The following is a 17,032-nucleotide window of genomic DNA, read 5'->3' on the forward strand; positions in this document are numbered from 1 at the left end:
GTCTTAAGCGCTTTGAAATGGATTGGACGGTGTGCGCACCGTGCATTGCTGCCGCGCCACGGTCAGCTGATCCAGTTCTGCAGAGGTCAATGACCATTGGAGGGCTCCGGCAACATCCCTCGCTTGATCTGGAGTTCTGAGGCCTGGGATCGGTGTGGTCCCCTGGGCTCGACACCAGTTGAGGGCCACCTGGGCCATCGAAACACCGCGCTGGCCGGCAATGGCCGCCACACCGGCGCGAAGTGAGCGGCTGGCAGGCTGCAACCTGGCAATGAGCTGCCGTTGCAGGACGGTTCGCGATCGTCGCTCCCCCTCTGGCGGCATGGTCAGCACACCGAAAGCAAGCGGGCTGTAGGCCAGCACCTCGATGCCACTCTCACGGCAGAGCTGTCGCAACGCATCAACCTTGGCGTCGCCCGGTGAGAGCAGCGAATACTGCACCTGCACACTGCGCAAGGGAACTCCTCGCTCCGCCAGGCGTTGCTGCATCCAGGCCAGCCGTTTCGGGCCGATGTTGGACACCCCGATTTCGCTGATGGAGCCATCCAGAACGCGATCCGCCAGTCCATCGAGAAGCTGCACCTCCTGCCAGGGGGCGTAGCGAGCAGTGCTCCAGTGCAGCTGCACGCGTCGTAGATGGCCCTGAAGCCGCTGACGACTCGCCTGAAGCGCCTGATCCAGGCCCCGCCGCCCGAGCCGCCAGGGGAAGGGCGCCAGTTTGGTGGCGATGCAGAGATCCGCCCTTCGCGTCGCTGGCAGTCGTGCTGCGAACCGCCCCAGCAGCTGTTCACTGCGACCATTGAGCCGCCCGGTGCCGTAGGAATCAGCGGTATCGATCAGGCCAAGACCCGATGCAAGGGCCTGGCGGAAGGTCTCCTCCAGAAGGCGGTCATCCCGTTCGGCGTCGTACCCCCACAACAGTTGATTGCCCCAGGCCCAGGTGCCGAATCCGATGCCGTTCAACGCGTCACCTCCTCTGCCCGTCATGATCGCCTCCATTGACGGACTCTCATGGCTGAACAACAGACGGCCACTTCCATCCCAACAGTGAACCCGCTAGCGGGTGAATCGACAGAACCGGTTGAGGAGCGCATCCTCTGCCAACACTGCCGGCGCACGGCAAGCAACGGCATCCGCTGTCTCGGCATGTGTGTGGCTGACAGCGACTACTGATGCTGCTGCCGCTTCTGTTGGTGCTGATGGGCGTCCACGTCGCCAGCAGCGATGCAGTCGGCAACGACCGTTTCGGCCGATTGGATACGGGCGTGTCCGGCTGTCGTCTGACTCAGGCCGAGCGCTCCATGGGCTGCCAGCGGCTGCAACTCAGCCAAACCAGCACAATCGGTCTGCGCATCCGCTTCATCGGCGTCAGTGAAGAGGACCCGGGTCAGACCCACCAGCTGACATTCGTGATGGGCCCTGGCACCGGGGATCCCGTTTTGAGCTGTCAGAACGGCCGCTGCCGCCTGGCAGCTGCCTCCTGGAGCGGAACCATCACCAGCAGTTCCCTGGTGGTCTTTGATCAACGCGGTCTGCCAATCGGCTTGCCGAGCAATCGACCGACCACCGGTGCGTGCAGGATCAACGAACGACGCCTCAACTGCGAGAGTCAGACGCGTGATGGACTGCAACGAAGCGCGGAGGCCCGGCTGTGAATATCGATCGAAGGCGGCACCCAGATTCGAACTGGGGATAAAGGATTTGCAATCCTCTGCCTTACCACTTGGCCATGCCGCCGATCGGGAACGGCCGTTCCCATCAGGCGATCGTATCAGCCACAACGATGCTGGATTGCTGGTGGTCTGCAATGGCCACGGGGAGGATCTGATCGCTCTGCGGGTGCTGGAACAACTGCATGCCCAGTGCCCCGCCCTGAAGCTTGAAGTGCTGCCTCTGGTCGGTCAGGGGCGTGTTTTTGACGATGCGATTCAGAAGGGCTGGCTGCAACGGATCGGTCCAGCGGCCGCCCTCCCCAGCGGAGGGTTCAGCAACCAGAGCATCACTGGATTTCTGGCGGACCTGAAGGCCGGCCTTCCCATGCTCAGCTGGCAACAGTGGCGCTTGATCGGTAAGCGGGCTCGCGCCGGCCTCAAGCTGCTGGCGATCGGCGATCTCCTCCCCCTGCTGATGGCCTGGAGCAGTGGCGCCCGCTATGGCTTCATCGGCACCCCGAAGAGCGACTACACCTGGTGCAGCGGCCCTGGCCAGAGCCCCAGCGATCGCTACCACCGGCTGAAAGGCAGCGAATGGGATCCATGGGAGTGGATGCTGATGCGAGCGGCACGCTGCCGGTTGGTGGCCATGCGCGATGGGTTGACCGCCCGCGGACTCCAGCGCCATGGCGTGCGGGCCCTGGCACCGGGCAATCCGATGATGGATGGCCTGACGAACGGTGATGTTCCCGCCAGCCTTGGACGCTGCAGGCGGGTGCTTCTGCTGTGTGGAAGCCGCGTACCGGAGGCCCTACGGAACTTCAGCCGGCTGCTGGATGGCATCAGCCGGCTGAAGGCCGATCAGCCGATTGCCGTTCTTGTTGCTGTCGGCAGCCAACCGAGCCTGGATCAACTCGAACCGATCCTTCGCGATCAACAGTTCCGCCGCGGCCTGCCTCCCTCCGACCAGCTCAATGCCGCGGCCTGCTGGGTGAAGGGACCTCTGCTGGTGCTGATCGGCGTGAAGCGTTTCCAAACCTGGGCCAGCTGGGCGGAAGCTGGCGTGGCCACCGCCGGCACCGCAACGGAACAACTGGTTGGGCTTGGAATTCCGGCCCTGTCACTGCCGGGGCCGGGGCCACAGTTCCAGTGGCCCTTCGCGCGGCGCCAAAGCCGCCTGCTGGGGGGAGCTGTGCGCCCCTGCAGCTCCCCGGAGGAGCTCCACGGCAGGCTGCAGCAGCTGCTGGACAACCCGCCGCTGCGGGAACGCCTCGGGCGGATCGGCCAACGAAGGATGGGCCCTCCCGGGGGAAGCGCCCGCCTTGCTGCGTTAATCCTTGAACGGCTGCACGGATACTGAAGGACCGCCACTGGGACCCATGGCAGCCATTCAGGACTCCGAATACGTCAAAATCTGCGCTCAATTGGCCAGCCGATTGAGCATCAGCCTGGCCAGTGCCCGGCGCCAGGTGGATCAGGCAGCAGCCCGCGAGGGCAAGCGTGACCTGGAGGGACGACGGGCCATGGCCCAATCCATGCTCACCGCCCTGGACAGCAACGACGGGGGAAGCGTCGAGCGCTTGACCGCGCTGTTGAGTTCAAGCGAGGGAGACGGCAACTTCATCCTCGAAGACTGAACGTTGAAGCTCAGTGCTCGAAGGTCTGGTTGAAGCGCATCCGATCCAGATCCGCGATCACAGGAATGCATCCGAAGCAGCGCTGCGCCAGATCCCAGCGCCCCTCACGCCGCAGCATGGCTTCCAGCTTCTGACGTGCCGGCAGCAGATAGCGCACATCATTGGCGGCGTAGGCGAGCTGAACATCGCTGAGCTCATCCACCCGGCCCCAGTCGCTGCTCTGGGCACCCTTGTCGAGTTCAACCCCGACCAGCTCCATCACCAGGTCCTTCAAACCATGGCGGGGTGTGTAGGTGCGACCAAGACGGCTACCCACCTTGGTGCAGAAGATGGGGCTGACGGCGATGCCGAGGCCGCTGGCCAGCGCTGCCACATCGAAGCGGGCGAAGTGGAAGACCTTTTCCACGGAAGCGGCCTCCAGGAGCCGCTGCAGGTTGGGCGCCGAGGTCTGACCAAGCCCGATCCGAATGCAGCAGACCCGATCGTCGGCATCAGCGATCTGAACCAGGCAGAGACGATCGCGGCCATGGATCAGACCCATGGCCTCGGTGTCCACCGCCAGGGCGGACATGCGCAGGTATCGCTCGGTCCAATCCGCATCCAGATCGCCGTCAAAGACGGCGAATTCAGCGGGAGCAGGAAGCGAATCGGCCATGGGAACACGCAGTGAGCAGCTCCAGTGTGGCCAGCGGCAGGCCTGTCGGGACGCCACTGAAATTCCCTCTTGAATCTCAAAATGAGATCGACTTTGATGGAACCAGTGCTTCTGTTGCTGTGTTCTCCCGCCGCAAGCCGTCCAGAACCTGCCTGGCCGATATTGAGCAGTACTTTCGCCAGCCACCACCACAGTTCCTCGACCTGGAACTGGCGGTGTGCTGGGTGCTCGAGTGCCTGCTGAAGGACGACAACTATCCCTCCGGGCTGCTGCAAAAACTGATGCGGGAGGAGCCCCAGCTGCGGCTTTCCGAGACGGTGCTTCAGCAGGCCTTGGACTTCCTCGAGCAACAGGGTTCCATCAGCACGTACACCCAGCGCTGCCCGAGCCGTGGTCGCCCCCGCCGGATGCTGCATCTGATGCCGGATGCCAGGGGCCAGGCCGAACAGCTGATGTCCCCGTGGCACAGCTGGCTGGAATCCCACCGGCTGGTGTTGAACTAACGCGATCAAAGACGGCTTAGAACAGTCCAACTTGAGAGCTGGTTCATGCCTGCGGGCTTTCAATCCACCCTGCTGCTGACCGTCCTGCTGGCGATTGGCCTGGTGTTTTTCCTGCGCGCCGCCAGCAAGGACCGCACCACCGTTGTGGATGTGCACTCCCCCAGGCCAGCCCTGGAGGTGTTGAGCGGCCTGAGCGACTGGCTGGAGCAACGGGGCTGGAGCCGGGACGGCGGCGATGCTGATCGGCAGGTGTTGCGCTTCCGGGGGTCTGTGGCCGCCAGCCAACCGCTGGCCGTGTTGTTGTCCGTTCTGGCCGCCATCGGCGGCACCTGTTTCGGCCTGGTGCTGCGCCAGCTGGCTCCGCAGCTAAGCTGGTGGCCGCTGTTGCTGATCCTGCTCGGCCCTGTGGCCGGCTCCGTTTACAGCCGGCGGGCCGCCCGCACCGAGGCGCTGGAACTGCAACTGCTGCAGGAGCACAACGAAGCCGGCATCACGGTTCGTCTTCGCGCGCACCGTGATGAGTTGATCGCCATCGAGCTGGAACTGGCGGACAGCCTTCAGCTCTCCAGTGACGGCTCCCTGCTGTCGTCACCGATCTGATCAGACGCATGGCCTGGCACACCTGGAGTCATCAGCAACGGTGCGGCACGCATCTCAGCCTCGGTGGGCTGGCGTTGACGCTGCTGCTCTGCCCCGCCACGACGGCCCAGCCACGCCAGAACTGGCTCACCTCTCAACCAAAACCCGCGCCACAGGCACCCACGACGGTTCCAGCGACGCAATGCCCCGCCAGCGGCAACCCCGATCCCCTTCTGGGCCCTCGCACCCGCATGCCGGGACGCTGGATTGGGCGGGGTGCGGTCAAGCCCAATCAGTCCATCGTGGTGATGGCCGGCCACGCGGATTCCCAGGCCATGGCCAGTGCCGGAACACCGGGCTTCGCCGTGGACAAGCGGCGTCAGGCGCCGATGGATCCCCGCATGCGGGACGAGCTCTACTGGAACCTGCAGGTGCAGAAGGCCGTGGTGCGGCTGGGGCGAACCCGAGGTCTCAACATCAGCGCTTACACACCACCGGCACTCACCATCCGCAACGACGAGGATCCAAGAACCAACTGGTCGCAAGCCAAGACACGTTCAGCCCGCGGCGACTACATCCTGGAGATTCACTTCGATGCCTACCGGCCCTACGGGTTCGGATCGGGTTTGATCCCGGCGATCAATCGGCCTCTCAATGCGCTGGACGAGAGCCTTGCCAAGGCCTTCGGCCGGTTCCCAAGACTTTTCCGTAACGGCCTCGGCGGTCCCCGTCGTGGCATCGGCATCCTGGAAATCGCGATGCTGGAGCCGCCGCTGGAGAACAAGCTGCGCAACCCTTCCACCCGCTCCCAGACCCTGGAGTGCATCGCCGAGCGGGTGGTGAACGCCCTGGTTCAGGGGGTCAGTTGATGGCGCCGTGGGGGCGGCAGCGGTCCTCCAGGGATGCATCACCAAGCCAGTTCTGGGGTTTGGTGAACAGCTCCGTCAGCAGAGCTTCTCTGGACCCGGCCTCGGCCTTGAAGCCGTATTCCCAGCGCACCAACGGCGGCAGTGACATCAGGATGGACTCGGTACGGCCGTTGGTCTGGAGACCGAAGATCGTCCCCCGATCCCACACGAGGTTGAACTCCACGTACCGCCCACGGCGATAGAGCTGGAACTGACGCTCGCGATCGCCATAGGCCATCGGATGGCGCTTCTCCACGATCGGCGCATAGGACGGGAGAAAGGCACGGCCATTGGCCTGCCCCAGGGCGAACAGTTGCTCCCAGCCCAGGGGACGAGCCCCCAGCTGAGCCGATACCCCTGCGGCGGGACCTGAAGGGTCCTGCCCCTTGTAGAGCACTCCGCTGGAATCCTGATAGTCGTAAAAGATGCCACCAACGCCGCGGGTCTCACCGCGGTGCTTCAGGAAGAAGTACTCATCGCACCATGGCTTGAACACCTTGTGCAGGTCTGGATGGACCGAATCGCAGGCCGCCTGATGGGTGCGATGGAAGTGACGGGCATCCTCCAGAAAGGGGTAATAGGGCGTGAGGTCTGCCCCACCACCGAACCACCACACCGGACCAGCCTCGAAGTAGCGGTAATTGAGGTGAACCGTGGGGATGTAGGGATTGCGCGGGTGCAGCACCATCGAGGTGCCCGTGGCAAACCACGGATGCCCCTTGGCCTCAGGACGTTGCTTGAGGATTGAGGGTGGCAGCTCCTGGCCCTGCACTTCCGAGAAGTTCACGCCGCCCTGCTCGAAGACACGGCCTTCGCGCATCACCCGGGATCGCCCGCCGCCTCCCTCAGGCCGCTCCCAGCTCTCCTCGACGAATGTCCCTTCACCATCGAGGGACTCCAGACCTGCGCAGATCTCATCCTGCAATCCCATCACCATGGCCCGAGCCCGGGCCCGGGAATCCTCAGGCGGCAGCTCCAAAGCCGGCGCAGCAATCCCATTGTTCTGTGGGCGGCCAAGCAGGCGTCGAACCAGGGAGCGAACCATGAAGGCAGACCATTCGATCGAAGAACCTAAACAGGTGATGCCAGCCCAAGACAACACTCCGTCAGGGACTGTCACGGGAGGGCGCCCCTAGGATCCAGCCCGCAGCAGCACAATCCGATGGTTTCGGTCGAGCAGGCAAACGGCGTTCTTGCTCAGATCCAGGATGCGGGCAGCGGCCGTGCCGTGACGGAACTCAGCTGGATTGATCAGGTCCGGGTGGAGGGCTCCCGTGTGGTCTTCCGACTCGCCCTGCCCGGTTTCGCCCAGGGGCAGCGTGAACGCATCGCCGGCGAAGCCCGTCAAGCGCTGCTGAGCTTGGACGGAATCGATGATGTGCAGATCGAACTGGGGCAGCCCCCCAGCCAGGGGGGAATCGGTCAGGCCGGCCATGGACAACCGGCCGAGCGCCAGTCCATCCCTGGCGTCCGCCAGGTGATTGCCGTCAGCAGCGGCAAAGGGGGCGTCGGCAAGAGCACCGTTGCGGTGAATCTGGCCTGCGCCCTGGCGCAGCAGGGGCTGAGCGTGGGGTTACTCGACGCCGACATTTACGGCCCGAATGCACCGACGATGCTCGGAGTGGCCGATCGCACACCGGAGGTGCGCGGCAGTGGCGACACGCAGCGGATTGTGCCGATTGAAAGCTGCGGCGTCGCCATGGTCTCGATGGGGTTGCTGATCGATGAACACCAGCCGGTGATCTGGCGTGGTCCGATGCTGAACGGCATCATCCGCCAGTTCCTGTATCAGGCCGATTGGGGTGAACGCGATGTACTGGTGGTGGATCTTCCCCCCGGCACTGGCGATGCCCAGCTGTCCCTGGCCCAGGCCGTGCCCATGGCCGGTGTTGTCATCGTGACCACACCGCAACAGGTCTCCCTGCAGGACGCCCGCCGTGGCTTGGCCATGTTTCGGCAACTGGGCATTCCGGTGCTCGGCGTCGCGGAGAACATGAGCGCCTTCATTCCGCCGGATCGCCCCGAACAGCGCTACGCCTTGTTCGGCAGTGGCGGCGGAGCCACCCTCGCTGCGGACTATGACGTGCCGCTTCTGGCGCAGATCCCCATGGAGATGCCGGTGCAGGAAGGGGGCGACAGCGGACGCCCCATCGTGATCAGCCGGCCGGATTCCGCCAGTGCGGAGGAATTCCAGGGACTGGCTGAACGGGTGCTTCAGCAGGTCACCGCAACGGCCTGACGATGACGACCAGCCGCGGACGACGCCAACAATCCAAGGAATGGATCCTCTGGGGCGTTCCGCTGGCCATGGTGGCCATCGCCGGCGTGCTGATTGCCAGCACCCAACGGCAGGCCGATTACGCCGATTGGTATCACCACTGGATCACGGCTGGAGTCGGAGCCTTGATTGCCCTGGTCCTGGCACGCCTGCCACTGCAACGGCTGCAGCCGCTTCTAATCCCAGTTTACGGCATGACGGTTCTCAGTCTGATCGCCGTGCGTGTGGTGGGCACCACCGCCCTGGGAGCGCAGCGCTGGATCAGCATCGGGCCCGTCAATGTTCAGCCGTCCGAATTCGCCAAGATCGCGGCAATCCTGTTGCTGGGGGCTGTTCTGGCCCGTCATCCGGTGGAGCGTCCGGTGGATCTGCTGCGCCCACTGGGGGTGATTTCCATCCCCTGGCTGCTGGTGTTCATCCAGCCGGACCTGGGCACATCACTGGTGTTCGGAGCCCTGATGCTCACGATGCTCTATTGGTCGGGCATGCCGATCGAATGGGTCGTGCTGCTGCTGTCTCCGCTGGTCACGGCGCTGCTGTCCGGTCTGCTGCCCTGGGGGATGGCGATCTGGATCCCGCTGATGATGATCCTGGCTTTCCGGAGCCTGCCCTGGAAGCGACTGGCTGCTGCCATCACCGTTGCCATCCACTCCCTGATGGCCGTGGTGACCCCCTGGCTGTGGATGAACGGCCTCAAGGACTATCAACGCGATCGCCTGGTGCTGTTCCTCGACCCTTCCCAGGATCCTCTCGGTGGTGGCTATCACCTGCTGCAGAGCAGCGTCGGCATCGGTTCCGGCGGGCTGTTCGGCACCGGGCTGCTACAGGGTCAGTTGACCAAACTGCGCTTCATTCCTGAACAGCACACGGATTTCATCTTCAGTGCACTCGGTGAGGAAACCGGATTCATCGGCACGGTGCTGGTGGTGGCGGGCTTTGCCTTGCTGATGATGCGCCTGCTGCAGGTGGCCCGCCACGCCCGCAGCGATTTCGAATCGCTGGTGGTGGTCGGCATCGGAACCATGGTGATGTTCCAGGTGGTGGTGAACATCTTCATGACCATCGGACTCGGACCGATCACCGGCATCCCCCTGCCGTTCCTCAGCTACGGGCGCTCGGCGATGCTCGTCAACTTCATCTGTCTAGGCCTCTGCCTGTCCGTGGTGCGGCAGAGCCGAGTCGGCTCACTGGGTCGATGGTGAGCGACAACAGCCTCCAGGCCCTGCGGCAACGTCTGGCCCGGGACAGACGTCCTGGAGCCTGTGATGAATCCGGGGTGCGTCGCCTCTGGTGGGGCGCCCTCGAAATTCTTCAGGAGGAGCTGCTGAATCGCGATGCCCAGGCGGGAATCTGGCTGGCCTCCCCGCTGCCAGCGCTCTACGAGCCCGAGCTTCTGGCCCATCTGCAGGGATGGGTGCTGGCGCCGGAGAACCTCGATCGCTTCAGTCCGTCCCATGCCGCCCTGCCGGGAAGTGGCGGCCAGCGGCCGGAGGGCATGCGTTTCCGTCGGCTGCCCCTGCACCCTGAGGACGGATTGGACCCCCTGCTGATCGTCATCACACCGACCCTGCAGGTGGCACTGGCCATCCATGGCGATCAAGACCGGCGTCAGCTGCTGATGCGCTGCGACCACGACACCCTGGGCGATGCCCTGGCCCTGTTCGGAACGCGGCTGCAGGGTCAGTCCCCCGAGCTGGCTGAAGCCTTGAGAACACAGCTGACCGGTCTTGGCCCGCTGCACAGCGATCCCCAGCTCGACCAGCAGTTCTGGCCGCGGCTGGCGGAGAAGCTCACCGTGACGGCACCTAGCCTGACCCTGCAACCGACCCAGAGCAGCTCCGAATCAAACCAGGAGTCCTCCCACGACCTCAGCTTGCTGGAGGCCATTACCCATGAGGTGCGCACCCCCCTGGCCACGATCCGCACCCTGATCCGCTCGTTGCTGCGCCGCGACGACCTGCCCGCCGTGGTGCAGAAACGGCTTCGACAGATTGATGGGGAATGCAGTGAACAGATCGACCGCTTCGGGCTGATCTTCCATGCCGCCGAGCTGCAGCGCCAACCTGAGGGAACTCAGCTGGCCCGCACGGATCTCGGCTCCATCCTGCGCAGTCTGGAACCGATTTGGCGGGACCAACTCGAGCGACGCCAACTCAGCCTCACGCTGGACGTGCAGCCTGACCTGCCCGATGTGCTCAGCGACCCGAGGCGGCTGGAGCCGATGCTCGGCGGTCTGATCGACCGGGTCAGTCGGGGATTACCCGGCGGAACCGGCTTGCGACTGGAGCTGCAGCCGGCCGGCGCCCGCCTGAAACTGCAGCTTTTGGTGCAGATGGAGGACGGGCCGGCATCGACCGGGTCGGGTTCGAGCACCGAACAAGTGGGCACTGTGCTCAGCTGGGATCCAGCCACCGGCAGCCTTCAGCTCAGTCAGTCGGCCACCCGTCAACTGATGGCCAGCCTGGGCGGGAGATACCACGCACGACGCGATCGGGATCTCACCGTGTTCTTCCCCGTGGCACCGATTCCAACCTGATATCAGGAACCGCTTTGTTGACGGGTGTGAAGGTTGCTTTCGCCAGCCAAATCAAGCCCCAACCACGGTGCTACTTTCCAGTCGTAACGGACCGTCTGGATTACCGCAGCCATGACAGCATCGGCGTTGAATGGTCAGCTTCCTCAGTTCATCGGCAGCACCGGTGGTCTGCTGAATGCCGCTGATACCGAAGAGAAATACGCCATCACCTGGACCAGCAACAGCGCTCAGGCCTTTGAGCTGCCGACCGGCGGCGCCGCCATGATGAATTCCGGCGAAAACATCATGTACTTCGCCCGCAAGGAACAGTGCCTTGCCCTCGGAACACAGCTGCGCACCAAGTTCAAGCCCCGGATCGATGATTATAAGATCTACCGCATCTTCCCCGGCGGCGACACCGAATTCCTCTATCCCAAGGACGGTGTGGTCTCCGAGAAAGTGAACGAAGGTCGCACCATGGTGGGTCACAACTCCCGGCGCATCGGTCAGAACGTGAACCCCTCCAGCATCAAGTTCAGCGGTCGCAACACCTACGACTCCTGATCCATCGCACTGACCCCGCCCCTCACTGGGGCGGTGCTGCAAAGATGCCGTCATGCTCAGTCCTGATCGCGTCGTCTTTCACGAGGCCGCAGCCAACGGTGCCAATCTGATTCCGCTGGCCCAGAGCTGGCCGGCGGATCTTGAAACCCCTCTGACGGCCTGGATCAAGGTCGGGGCCGATCATGCCCCTGGGGTGCTGTTGGAATCGGTTGAGGGTGGTGAAACCCTCGGCAGGTGGAGCGTCATCGCCTGCGATCCCCTGTGGACCGCATCAGCCCGCAACGATTGCCTGCAACGACGTTGGCGTGACGGCCGCGAAGAAACCTTGCGTGGCAATCCCTTCGACAGTCTCAGGCGTTGTCTGGAGCCTTACCGCTGCATCAGCCTGCCCGGACTGCCACCGCTCGGGCAGCTCTACGGCGTCTGGGGCTATGAGCTGATTAAGTGGATTGAACCCAGTGTTCCGGTGCATCCGCGGCAGGTGTCGGATCCTCCGGACGGCATCTGGATGCTGATGGACGCGATCCTGATTTTCGATCAGGTAAAGCGACAGATCACGGCCGTGGCCTTCGCCGACCTGAGCCAGGGTCAATCAGAAGACGCTGCCTGGGACGGGGCCATGGCGCGGATTGCAGCGCTCCGGCGGCACATGGAAGCCCCGCTCCCCCTGGTGGATCCCCTGCCCTGGGATGCGCAGGCCAAGCAGCTTCCCGATGTCAAGAGCAACTGCAGCCAGGAGCGCTTTGAGGCGGCGGTCGACACCGCCCGGGAGCACATCGCCGCCGGGGACGTCTTCCAGCTGGTGATCAGCCAACGCCTGGAGACGGTTGTTCCCCAGCAGCCGCTGGAGCTCTATCGCAGCCTGCGGATGGTCAATCCATCGCCCTACATGGCCTTCTTCGACTTCGGGGACTGGCAGTTGATCGGATCGAGTCCGGAGGTGATGGTGCAGGCCGACCCTACGCCGGAGGGCATCCGAGCCAGCCTTAGACCCATCGCCGGCACCCGTCCGCGCGGCACGACAGCCCATGAGGATCGCGACCTGGAGCTGGATCTGCTGGCCGACCCCAAGGAACGTGCCGAGCACGTGATGCTGGTGGACCTCGGCCGCAATGACCTCGGGAGGGTCTGTCAGCCCGGCACTGTGGCGGTGAAGGATCTGATGGTGATCGAGCGGTACTCGCACGTGATGCACATTGTCAGCCAGGTGGAGGGGCGTCTGGCCCCCCAGCACGACGTGTGGGAGCTGCTGATGGCATCCTTCCCCGCCGGAACCGTGAGTGGAGCCCCCAAGATCCGTGCGATGCAGCTGATCCATGAGCTGGAACCCGATGCCCGCGGCCCCTATTCCGGTGTTTATGGATCGGTGGATCTGGCGGGAGCCCTGAACACCGCCATCACGATCCGCACCATGGTGGTTCAACCGGACCCGTCCGGTGGTTGCAAGGTGAAGGTGCAGGCGGGAGCTGGCGTGGTGGCGGATTCGAAGCCGACGGCGGAATACCAGGAGACCCTCAACAAGGCCCGCGGCATGCTCACGGCCCTGGCCTGCCTCAACCCGGAGCGGACATGACCGAAGGGCTGCTGCTCAAGGGCTTTGAAGTGGAGCTATTCACCGGGCGACCGGACGGCACCAACGTGGGAGTGGCCAGCGAGGTGGCCCGGGATCTCAGTGATTTCGTCACGGAACCGGACCACCGCAACCTGGAGTACACCACCCCGCCGATCAGCGCCTACGAGGCTCTGCCAGAGGCCCTGCTGCAACCACGCCGGCGGCTGCGCGAATGGCTGGCTCCCCGGGGGCTGACCCTGCTGCCGGGCAGCACCCTCAGCCTCGGCGACAGCAGCCGCTTCGAGCGATCGGATCCCACCAATCCGTATCACGACCTGATCGAAACGACCTACGGCACCAAGGTCGTGACCGCCAGCGTTCACATCAACCTGGGCATCACGGACCTGGATTGGCTGTTCGCAGCCGTACGGCTGGTGCGTTGCGAAGCGGCCTTGCTGCTCTCCCTCAGTGCCAGTTCACCGTTTCTCGGTGGTCAGCTGACCGGCCACCACTCGCAGCGCTGGCATCAGTTTCCCCTGACCCCACGGCAGGTGCCGTTGTTTCTGGATCACACCCACTACATACAGTGGGTGGAGCAGCGCCTGGCCGATGGCCAGATGCGCAACGAACGCCATCTCTGGACCTCCGTCCGCCCCAACGGACCGCGACGGCCCTACGACCTCAACCGCCTGGAACTGCGCATCTGTGATCTGATCACCGACCCGGCGGAACTGCTGGCGATCACGGCTTTGCTGGAACTGCGGCTGCTGGAACTGCGGGATGACCCGCAGCGGCTGGATCCGCTCCAGGCCAGTGAACTCAGCGCAGAGGAGCTGGCGGAGCTGGCCGACAGCAATGACGCCGCCGCGGCCCGCTCAAGCCTCGATGCCACGCTCCAGCACTGGCAGGACGGCCGTGCGGTGACCGGCCGAGCCTGGATTGCCGAGATTCTGGAGCAATTGAGCCCCCGGGCCGAAGCCCTCGACCTCAGGGAGCGGCTTCAACCGCTGGGACGGCTGCTGGAATCCGGCAACCAAGCCATGCATTGGACAGCAGCCATTGAGCAGGGCTGCAGCATCGGAGACCTTCTGCGGCAGGGCAGTTGTGCCATGAAGGATCAGGAAGAATCCGTCGCCCCCCTGAGCGGCGCTTTGGGATGATCATGCGCAGTCCCGAGACCAGCGGAGCGTCGATGCCCCAGTCCACCGCCCATGCCCCCGACGGCGAGCAGCCTTGGGCCAGCGGTGGCAGCCCCGGCGCCGGCCGCCTGCTGCAGCATCGCCTAGAGCTGGTGGAAGACCTGTGGCAGACCGTGCTGCGCAGCGAATGCCCCCCGGAACAAAGCGAGCGGCTGCTCCGTCTCAAGCAGCTGAGTGATCCGGTGGCCCTGGAAGGCCGCGACGGTGAGAGCAGCAGCGAGGCGATCGTTGAGCTGATCCTCAGCATGGATCTCTCCGAGGCCATCGCAGCAGCCCGTGCTTTCTCCCTGTATTTCCAGCTGATCAACATCCTCGAGCAGCGCATCGAGGAAGACAGCTATCTCGACAGCCTTCGTCCCAGCCGCAGCCAGGACGACGAGACCGCGGCACCGTTTGATCCCTTCGCCCCGCCCCTGGCCAGCCAGACCGACCCCGCCACATTCGGCGAAGTGTTCGAGCGGCTGCGGCGGATGAATGTTCCCCCCGCGCAGGTGGAGACGCTCCTGCGGGAACTGGACATCCGACTGGTGTTCACCGCCCACCCGACGGAAATCGTGCGGCACACCGTGCGGCACAAACAGCGGAAGGTGGCGTCCCTGCTGCAACGGTTGCAGTCAGAGCCAGCGCTGCCCCGCTACGACGAAGAGGAATTGCGACGCCAGCTGGAGGAGGAGATCCGCCTCTGGTGGCGCACCGACGAGCTGCACCAGTTCAAACCGACGGTGCTGGATGAGGTGGATTCAACCCTGCACTACTTCCAGCAGGTGCTGTTCGAAGCGATGCCGCAGCTGCGGCGGCGGCTGGTGTCATCCCTGAGCCGGCACTACCCCGATGTGCAGTTCCCCCAGGCGTCCTTCTGCACCTTCGGGTCCTGGGTGGGGTCCGACCGCGACGGCAACCCCTCGGTCACCCCGGAGATCACCTGGCGGACCGCCTGTTATCAGCGCCAGCTGATGCTGGAGCTCTACATCGGCTCGGTGCAATCCCTGCGCAACCAGCTGAGCATCTCGATGCAGTGGAGCCAGGTAGCCCCACCACTGTTGGAATCGCTGGAAATGGACCGGCTGCGCTTCCCGGAGATCTATGAGCGCCGGGCCGCCCGCTATCGGCTGGAGCCCTACCGGCTCAAGCTCAGCTACATCCTTGAACGGCTGGAGCTCACGCTGCAGCGCAACCATCAGATGTCAGAGGCTGGCTGGCAGTCGCCGCCGGAACCTGCCACCACAGCGCCAACCGATGGGATCCCGGGCCATGAGGCGCTGCACTACACCGACATCAATCAGTTCCGCAGTGATCTGGAACTGATCCGCAACAGCCTTGTCAGCACCGAGCTGAGCTGCGAACAGCTCGACACCCTGCTCAACCAGGTCCACATCTTCGGGTTCTCTCTAGCGAGCCTGGACATCCGGCAGGAGAGCACCCGCCACAGCGACGCCATCGATGAGCTGACCACCAACCTGCAGCTTCCCAAGGCCTACGGCGCCATGGAGGAATCTGAGCGGGTGGCCTGGCTGCTGGAGGAACTGCAGACCCGCCGGCCTCTGATCCCCGCGGCGGTCGAATGGTCCGAAGCCACCGCCCAGACCTTTGCGGTGTTCCAGATGCTGCATCGCCTGCAGCAGGAATTCGGTCAGCGGATCTGCCACTCATATGTGATCTCCATGAGTCACACCGCCTCCGACCTGCTGGAGGTGATGCTGCTGGCGAAGGAGATCGGCCTGGCGGACCCGCAGGCCGGCAAGGCATCGCTGCTGGTGGTGCCTTTGTTCGAAACGGTGGAAGACCTGCAGCGGGCCCCCGAGGTCATGGACGGCCTGTTCCAGAAGCCGATTTACCGGAATCTGCTCCCCAGTGTTGGCGTCCAGCGACAGCCCCTGCAGGAGCTGATGCTCGGGTACTCCGACAGCAACAAAGACTCGGGCTTCCTCTCCAGCAACTGGGAGATTCACCAGGCGCAGATCGCCCTGCAAACCCTGGCCAGTAGCCATGGCGTGGCCCTGCGGCTGTTCCACGGCCGGGGTGGATCGGTGAGCCGCGGCGGTGGCCCGGCCTACCAGGCCATACTTGCTCAGCCCAGCGGCACACTGCAGGGCCGGATCAAGATCACCGAACAGGGTGAAGTGCTGGCCTCCAAGTACGGCCTGCCGGAACTTGCCCTCTACAACCTGGAAACCGTCACGACGGCGGTGGTGCAGAACAGCTTGGTGACCAATCAGCTGGATGCCACCCCGAGCTGGAACCAGTTGATGAGCCGCGTGGCCAAGCGCTCCCGCGAGCATTACCGGGCCCTGGTCCACGACAACCCCGATCTGGTGGCGTTTTTCCAGCAGGTCACCCCGATCGAGGAGATCAGCAAGCTGCAGATCTCCAGCCGTCCGGCCCGCCGCAAGACCGGCGCCCGGGATCTCTCCAGTCTGCGGGCAATCCCCTGGGTGTTCGGCTGGACCCAAAGCCGGTTCCTGCTGCCGAGCTGGTTCGGTGTGGGCACCGCCCTGGCGGAGGAGGTCAACGACGACCCTGAGCAACTGGACCTGCTGCGGCGACTGCATCAGCGCTGGCCGTTTTTCCGGATGCTGATCTCCAAGGTGGAGATGACGCTGTCCAAGGTCGATCTCGACCTGGCGCACCACTACATGAGCAGCCTCGGCAACCCGGAGCAGCGCGATGCCTTTGAAGACATCTTCAAGGTGATCGCCGATGAATACGGCCGCACCCTGAAGCTGGTACTTGAAATCACCGGTCAGAGCCGCCTGCTTGGGGCCGATCAGAACCTGCAGCTGTCGGTGGATCTGCGCAACCGCACCATTGTTCCCCTGGGCTTCCTGCAGGTGGCCCTGCTGCGGCGACTGCGGGATCAGAACCGCCAGCCCCCCATGAGCGAATCCCCTGGAACGCCGGAGGATCGCCGCACCTACAGCCGCAGTGAGCTGCTGCGGGGCGCATTGCTCACCCTTAATGGCATCGCCGCCGGCATGCGCAACACCGGCTGA

At 64.3% G+C, this 17,032-nt stretch carries 17 protein-coding genes and 1 tRNA gene; 14 read left to right on the top strand and 4 right to left on the bottom strand.

All coding sequences use genetic code 11. From position 1 onward, the window contains the following. Positions 1 to 3: 3 nt before the first annotated feature. Positions 4 to 987 carry an aldo/keto reductase gene (locus SynA1524_RS10350; RefSeq protein ID WP_286188567.1) on the bottom strand — a complete coding sequence of 328 codons (984 nt, stop codon included), beginning with the start codon at positions 985 to 987 and terminating at the stop codon, positions 4 to 6. A gap of 24 nt (positions 988 to 1,011) precedes the next feature. Here SynA1524_RS10350 and SynA1524_RS10355 point away from each other — a divergent pair, with 24 nt between their 5' ends. Further along, entirely contained in the window at positions 1,012 to 1,173 is a 162-nt protein-coding gene (locus SynA1524_RS10355; RefSeq protein WP_186497657.1) for a DUF8639 family protein, read from the top strand. Next, on the top strand, positions 1,173 to 1,655 hold the full coding sequence (locus SynA1524_RS10360; protein WP_186497659.1) for a hypothetical protein: 483 nt from the start codon (positions 1,173 to 1,175) through the stop codon (positions 1,653 to 1,655). The genes SynA1524_RS10355 and SynA1524_RS10360 overlap by 1 nt, the downstream gene beginning before the upstream one ends. Positions 1,656 to 1,666: 11 nt before the next feature. Here the strand turns inward: SynA1524_RS10360 and SynA1524_RS10365 are convergent. Then, positions 1,667 to 1,737 (bottom strand) — tRNA-Cys (locus SynA1524_RS10365). A 54-nt stretch (positions 1,738 to 1,791) separates the two neighbouring features. Between SynA1524_RS10365 and SynA1524_RS10370 the strand changes: the two genes are divergently transcribed. Continuing rightward, the gene (locus SynA1524_RS10370; protein ID WP_186497661.1) at positions 1,792 to 3,012 is read left to right on the top strand and encodes a lipid-A-disaccharide synthase-related protein; all 1,221 of its coding nucleotides are present in this window, start codon (positions 1,792 to 1,794) and stop codon (positions 3,010 to 3,012) included. A gap of 19 nt (positions 3,013 to 3,031) precedes the next feature. Beyond that, the gene (locus SynA1524_RS10375) at positions 3,032 to 3,289 is read left to right on the top strand and encodes a DUF8658 family protein (RefSeq protein ID WP_186497663.1); all 258 of its coding nucleotides are present in this window, start codon (positions 3,032 to 3,034) and stop codon (positions 3,287 to 3,289) included. A 10-nt stretch (positions 3,290 to 3,299) separates the two neighbouring features. Here the strand turns inward: SynA1524_RS10375 and SynA1524_RS10380 are convergent, their stop codons facing one another. Beyond that, positions 3,300 to 3,944 carry a ribonuclease D gene (locus SynA1524_RS10380; RefSeq protein WP_011128894.1) on the bottom strand — a complete coding sequence of 215 codons (645 nt, stop codon included), beginning with the start codon at positions 3,942 to 3,944 and terminating at the stop codon, positions 3,300 to 3,302. Positions 3,945 to 4,063: 119 nt separating this feature from the next. Here SynA1524_RS10380 and SynA1524_RS10385 point away from each other — a divergent pair, with 119 nt between their 5' ends. From SynA1524_RS10385 to SynA1524_RS10395, 3 genes are read left to right on the top strand one after another with little or no spacing between them, the layout of a single operon-like run. After that, the gene (locus SynA1524_RS10385) at positions 4,064 to 4,447 is read left to right on the top strand and encodes a helix-turn-helix transcriptional regulator (RefSeq protein WP_042504448.1); all 384 of its coding nucleotides are present in this window, start codon (positions 4,064 to 4,066) and stop codon (positions 4,445 to 4,447) included. Positions 4,448 to 4,492: 45 nt separating this feature from the next. Continuing rightward, the gene (locus tag SynA1524_RS10390) at positions 4,493 to 5,047 is read left to right on the top strand and encodes a cofactor assembly of complex C subunit B (RefSeq protein WP_049692486.1); all 555 of its coding nucleotides are present in this window, start codon (positions 4,493 to 4,495) and stop codon (positions 5,045 to 5,047) included. A gap of 8 nt (positions 5,048 to 5,055) precedes the next feature. After that, positions 5,056 to 5,895 (top strand): N-acetylmuramoyl-L-alanine amidase, encoded by an 840-nt coding sequence (locus SynA1524_RS10395; protein ID WP_186497665.1) that lies wholly within the window; start codon positions 5,056 to 5,058, stop codon positions 5,893 to 5,895. Here the strand turns inward: SynA1524_RS10395 and hemF are convergent. Continuing rightward, positions 5,888 to 6,979, bottom strand: coding sequence for an oxygen-dependent coproporphyrinogen oxidase (gene hemF / locus SynA1524_RS10400; RefSeq protein ID WP_186497667.1), 1,092 nt, complete (start codon positions 6,977 to 6,979; stop codon positions 5,888 to 5,890). The genes SynA1524_RS10395 and hemF overlap by 8 nt on opposite strands. A 117-nt stretch (positions 6,980 to 7,096) precedes the next feature. On the opposite strand from hemF, the gene SynA1524_RS10405 reads away from it, so the two are divergent. The 7 genes from SynA1524_RS10405 (at position 7,097) to ppc (ending at position 17,032) form a co-directional block, all read left to right on the top strand. Then, positions 7,097 to 8,173 carry an Mrp/NBP35 family ATP-binding protein gene (locus SynA1524_RS10405; protein ID WP_186497669.1) on the top strand — a complete coding sequence of 359 codons (1,077 nt, stop codon included), beginning with the start codon at positions 7,097 to 7,099 and terminating at the stop codon, positions 8,171 to 8,173. 2 nt (positions 8,174 to 8,175) lie between these two features. Further along, complete coding sequence (rodA, locus tag SynA1524_RS10410; RefSeq protein ID WP_186497670.1) at positions 8,176 to 9,414, top strand: rod shape-determining protein RodA; 1,239 nt, start codon at positions 8,176 to 8,178, stop codon at positions 9,412 to 9,414. Then, complete coding sequence (locus SynA1524_RS10415) at positions 9,411 to 10,748, top strand: sensor histidine kinase (protein ID WP_502707923.1); 1,338 nt, start codon at positions 9,411 to 9,413, stop codon at positions 10,746 to 10,748. Before rodA ends, SynA1524_RS10415 begins: the two co-directional genes overlap by 4 nt. Positions 10,749 to 10,859: 111 nt before the next feature. Beyond that, positions 10,860 to 11,291, top strand: a complete 432-nt coding sequence (locus SynA1524_RS10420) for a photosystem I reaction center subunit II PsaD (protein WP_186497672.1) — start codon at positions 10,860 to 10,862, stop codon at positions 11,289 to 11,291. Between the two features lie 52 nt (positions 11,292 to 11,343). After that, entirely contained in the window at positions 11,344 to 12,864 is a 1,521-nt protein-coding gene (locus SynA1524_RS10425) for an anthranilate synthase component I family protein (RefSeq protein WP_186497673.1), read from the top strand. After that, positions 12,861 to 14,003 carry a glutamate--cysteine ligase gene (gene gshA / locus SynA1524_RS10430; protein WP_186497678.1) on the top strand — a complete coding sequence of 381 codons (1,143 nt, stop codon included), beginning with the start codon at positions 12,861 to 12,863 and terminating at the stop codon, positions 14,001 to 14,003. The genes SynA1524_RS10425 and gshA overlap by 4 nt, the downstream gene beginning before the upstream one ends. After that, on the top strand, positions 14,000 to 17,032 hold the full coding sequence (gene ppc, locus SynA1524_RS10435) for a phosphoenolpyruvate carboxylase (RefSeq protein ID WP_186497680.1): 3,033 nt from the start codon (positions 14,000 to 14,002) through the stop codon (positions 17,030 to 17,032). Before gshA ends, ppc begins: the two co-directional genes overlap by 4 nt.

Origin of the sequence: Synechococcus sp. A15-24, from assembly GCF_014280195.1 — a bacterium.
Classification (GTDB): domain Bacteria; phylum Cyanobacteriota; class Cyanobacteriia; order PCC-6307; family Cyanobiaceae; genus Parasynechococcus.

Bases quoted from the DNA above. Each gene is read 5' to 3' on its own strand.
- SynA1524_RS10350 (WP_286188567.1), bottom strand. From the start codon at position 987: ATGACGGGCAGAGGAGGTGACGCGTTGAACGGCATCGGATTCGGCACC.
- SynA1524_RS10355 (WP_186497657.1), top strand. From the start codon at position 1,012: ATGGCTGAACAACAGACGGCCACTTCCATCCCAACAGTGAACCCGCTA.
- SynA1524_RS10360 (WP_186497659.1), top strand. From the start codon at position 1,173: ATGCTGCTGCCGCTTCTGTTGGTGCTGATGGGCGTCCACGTCGCCAGC.
- SynA1524_RS10375 (WP_186497663.1), top strand. From the start codon at position 3,032: ATGGCAGCCATTCAGGACTCCGAATACGTCAAAATCTGCGCTCAATTG.
- SynA1524_RS10380 (WP_011128894.1), bottom strand. From the start codon at position 3,944: ATGGCCGATTCGCTTCCTGCTCCCGCTGAATTCGCCGTCTTTGACGGC.
- SynA1524_RS10390 (WP_049692486.1), top strand. From the start codon at position 4,493: ATGCCTGCGGGCTTTCAATCCACCCTGCTGCTGACCGTCCTGCTGGCG.
- SynA1524_RS10395 (WP_186497665.1), top strand. From the start codon at position 5,056: ATGGCCTGGCACACCTGGAGTCATCAGCAACGGTGCGGCACGCATCTC.
- hemF (WP_186497667.1), bottom strand. From the start codon at position 6,979: ATGGTTCGCTCCCTGGTTCGACGCCTGCTTGGCCGCCCACAGAACAAT.
- SynA1524_RS10405 (WP_186497669.1), top strand. From the start codon at position 7,097: ATGGTTTCGGTCGAGCAGGCAAACGGCGTTCTTGCTCAGATCCAGGAT.
- rodA (WP_186497670.1), top strand. From the start codon at position 8,176: ATGACGACCAGCCGCGGACGACGCCAACAATCCAAGGAATGGATCCTC.
- SynA1524_RS10420 (WP_186497672.1), top strand. From the start codon at position 10,860: ATGACAGCATCGGCGTTGAATGGTCAGCTTCCTCAGTTCATCGGCAGC.
- SynA1524_RS10425 (WP_186497673.1), top strand. From the start codon at position 11,344: ATGCTCAGTCCTGATCGCGTCGTCTTTCACGAGGCCGCAGCCAACGGT.
- gshA (WP_186497678.1), top strand. From the start codon at position 12,861: ATGACCGAAGGGCTGCTGCTCAAGGGCTTTGAAGTGGAGCTATTCACC.
- ppc (WP_186497680.1), top strand. From the start codon at position 14,000: ATGATCATGCGCAGTCCCGAGACCAGCGGAGCGTCGATGCCCCAGTCC.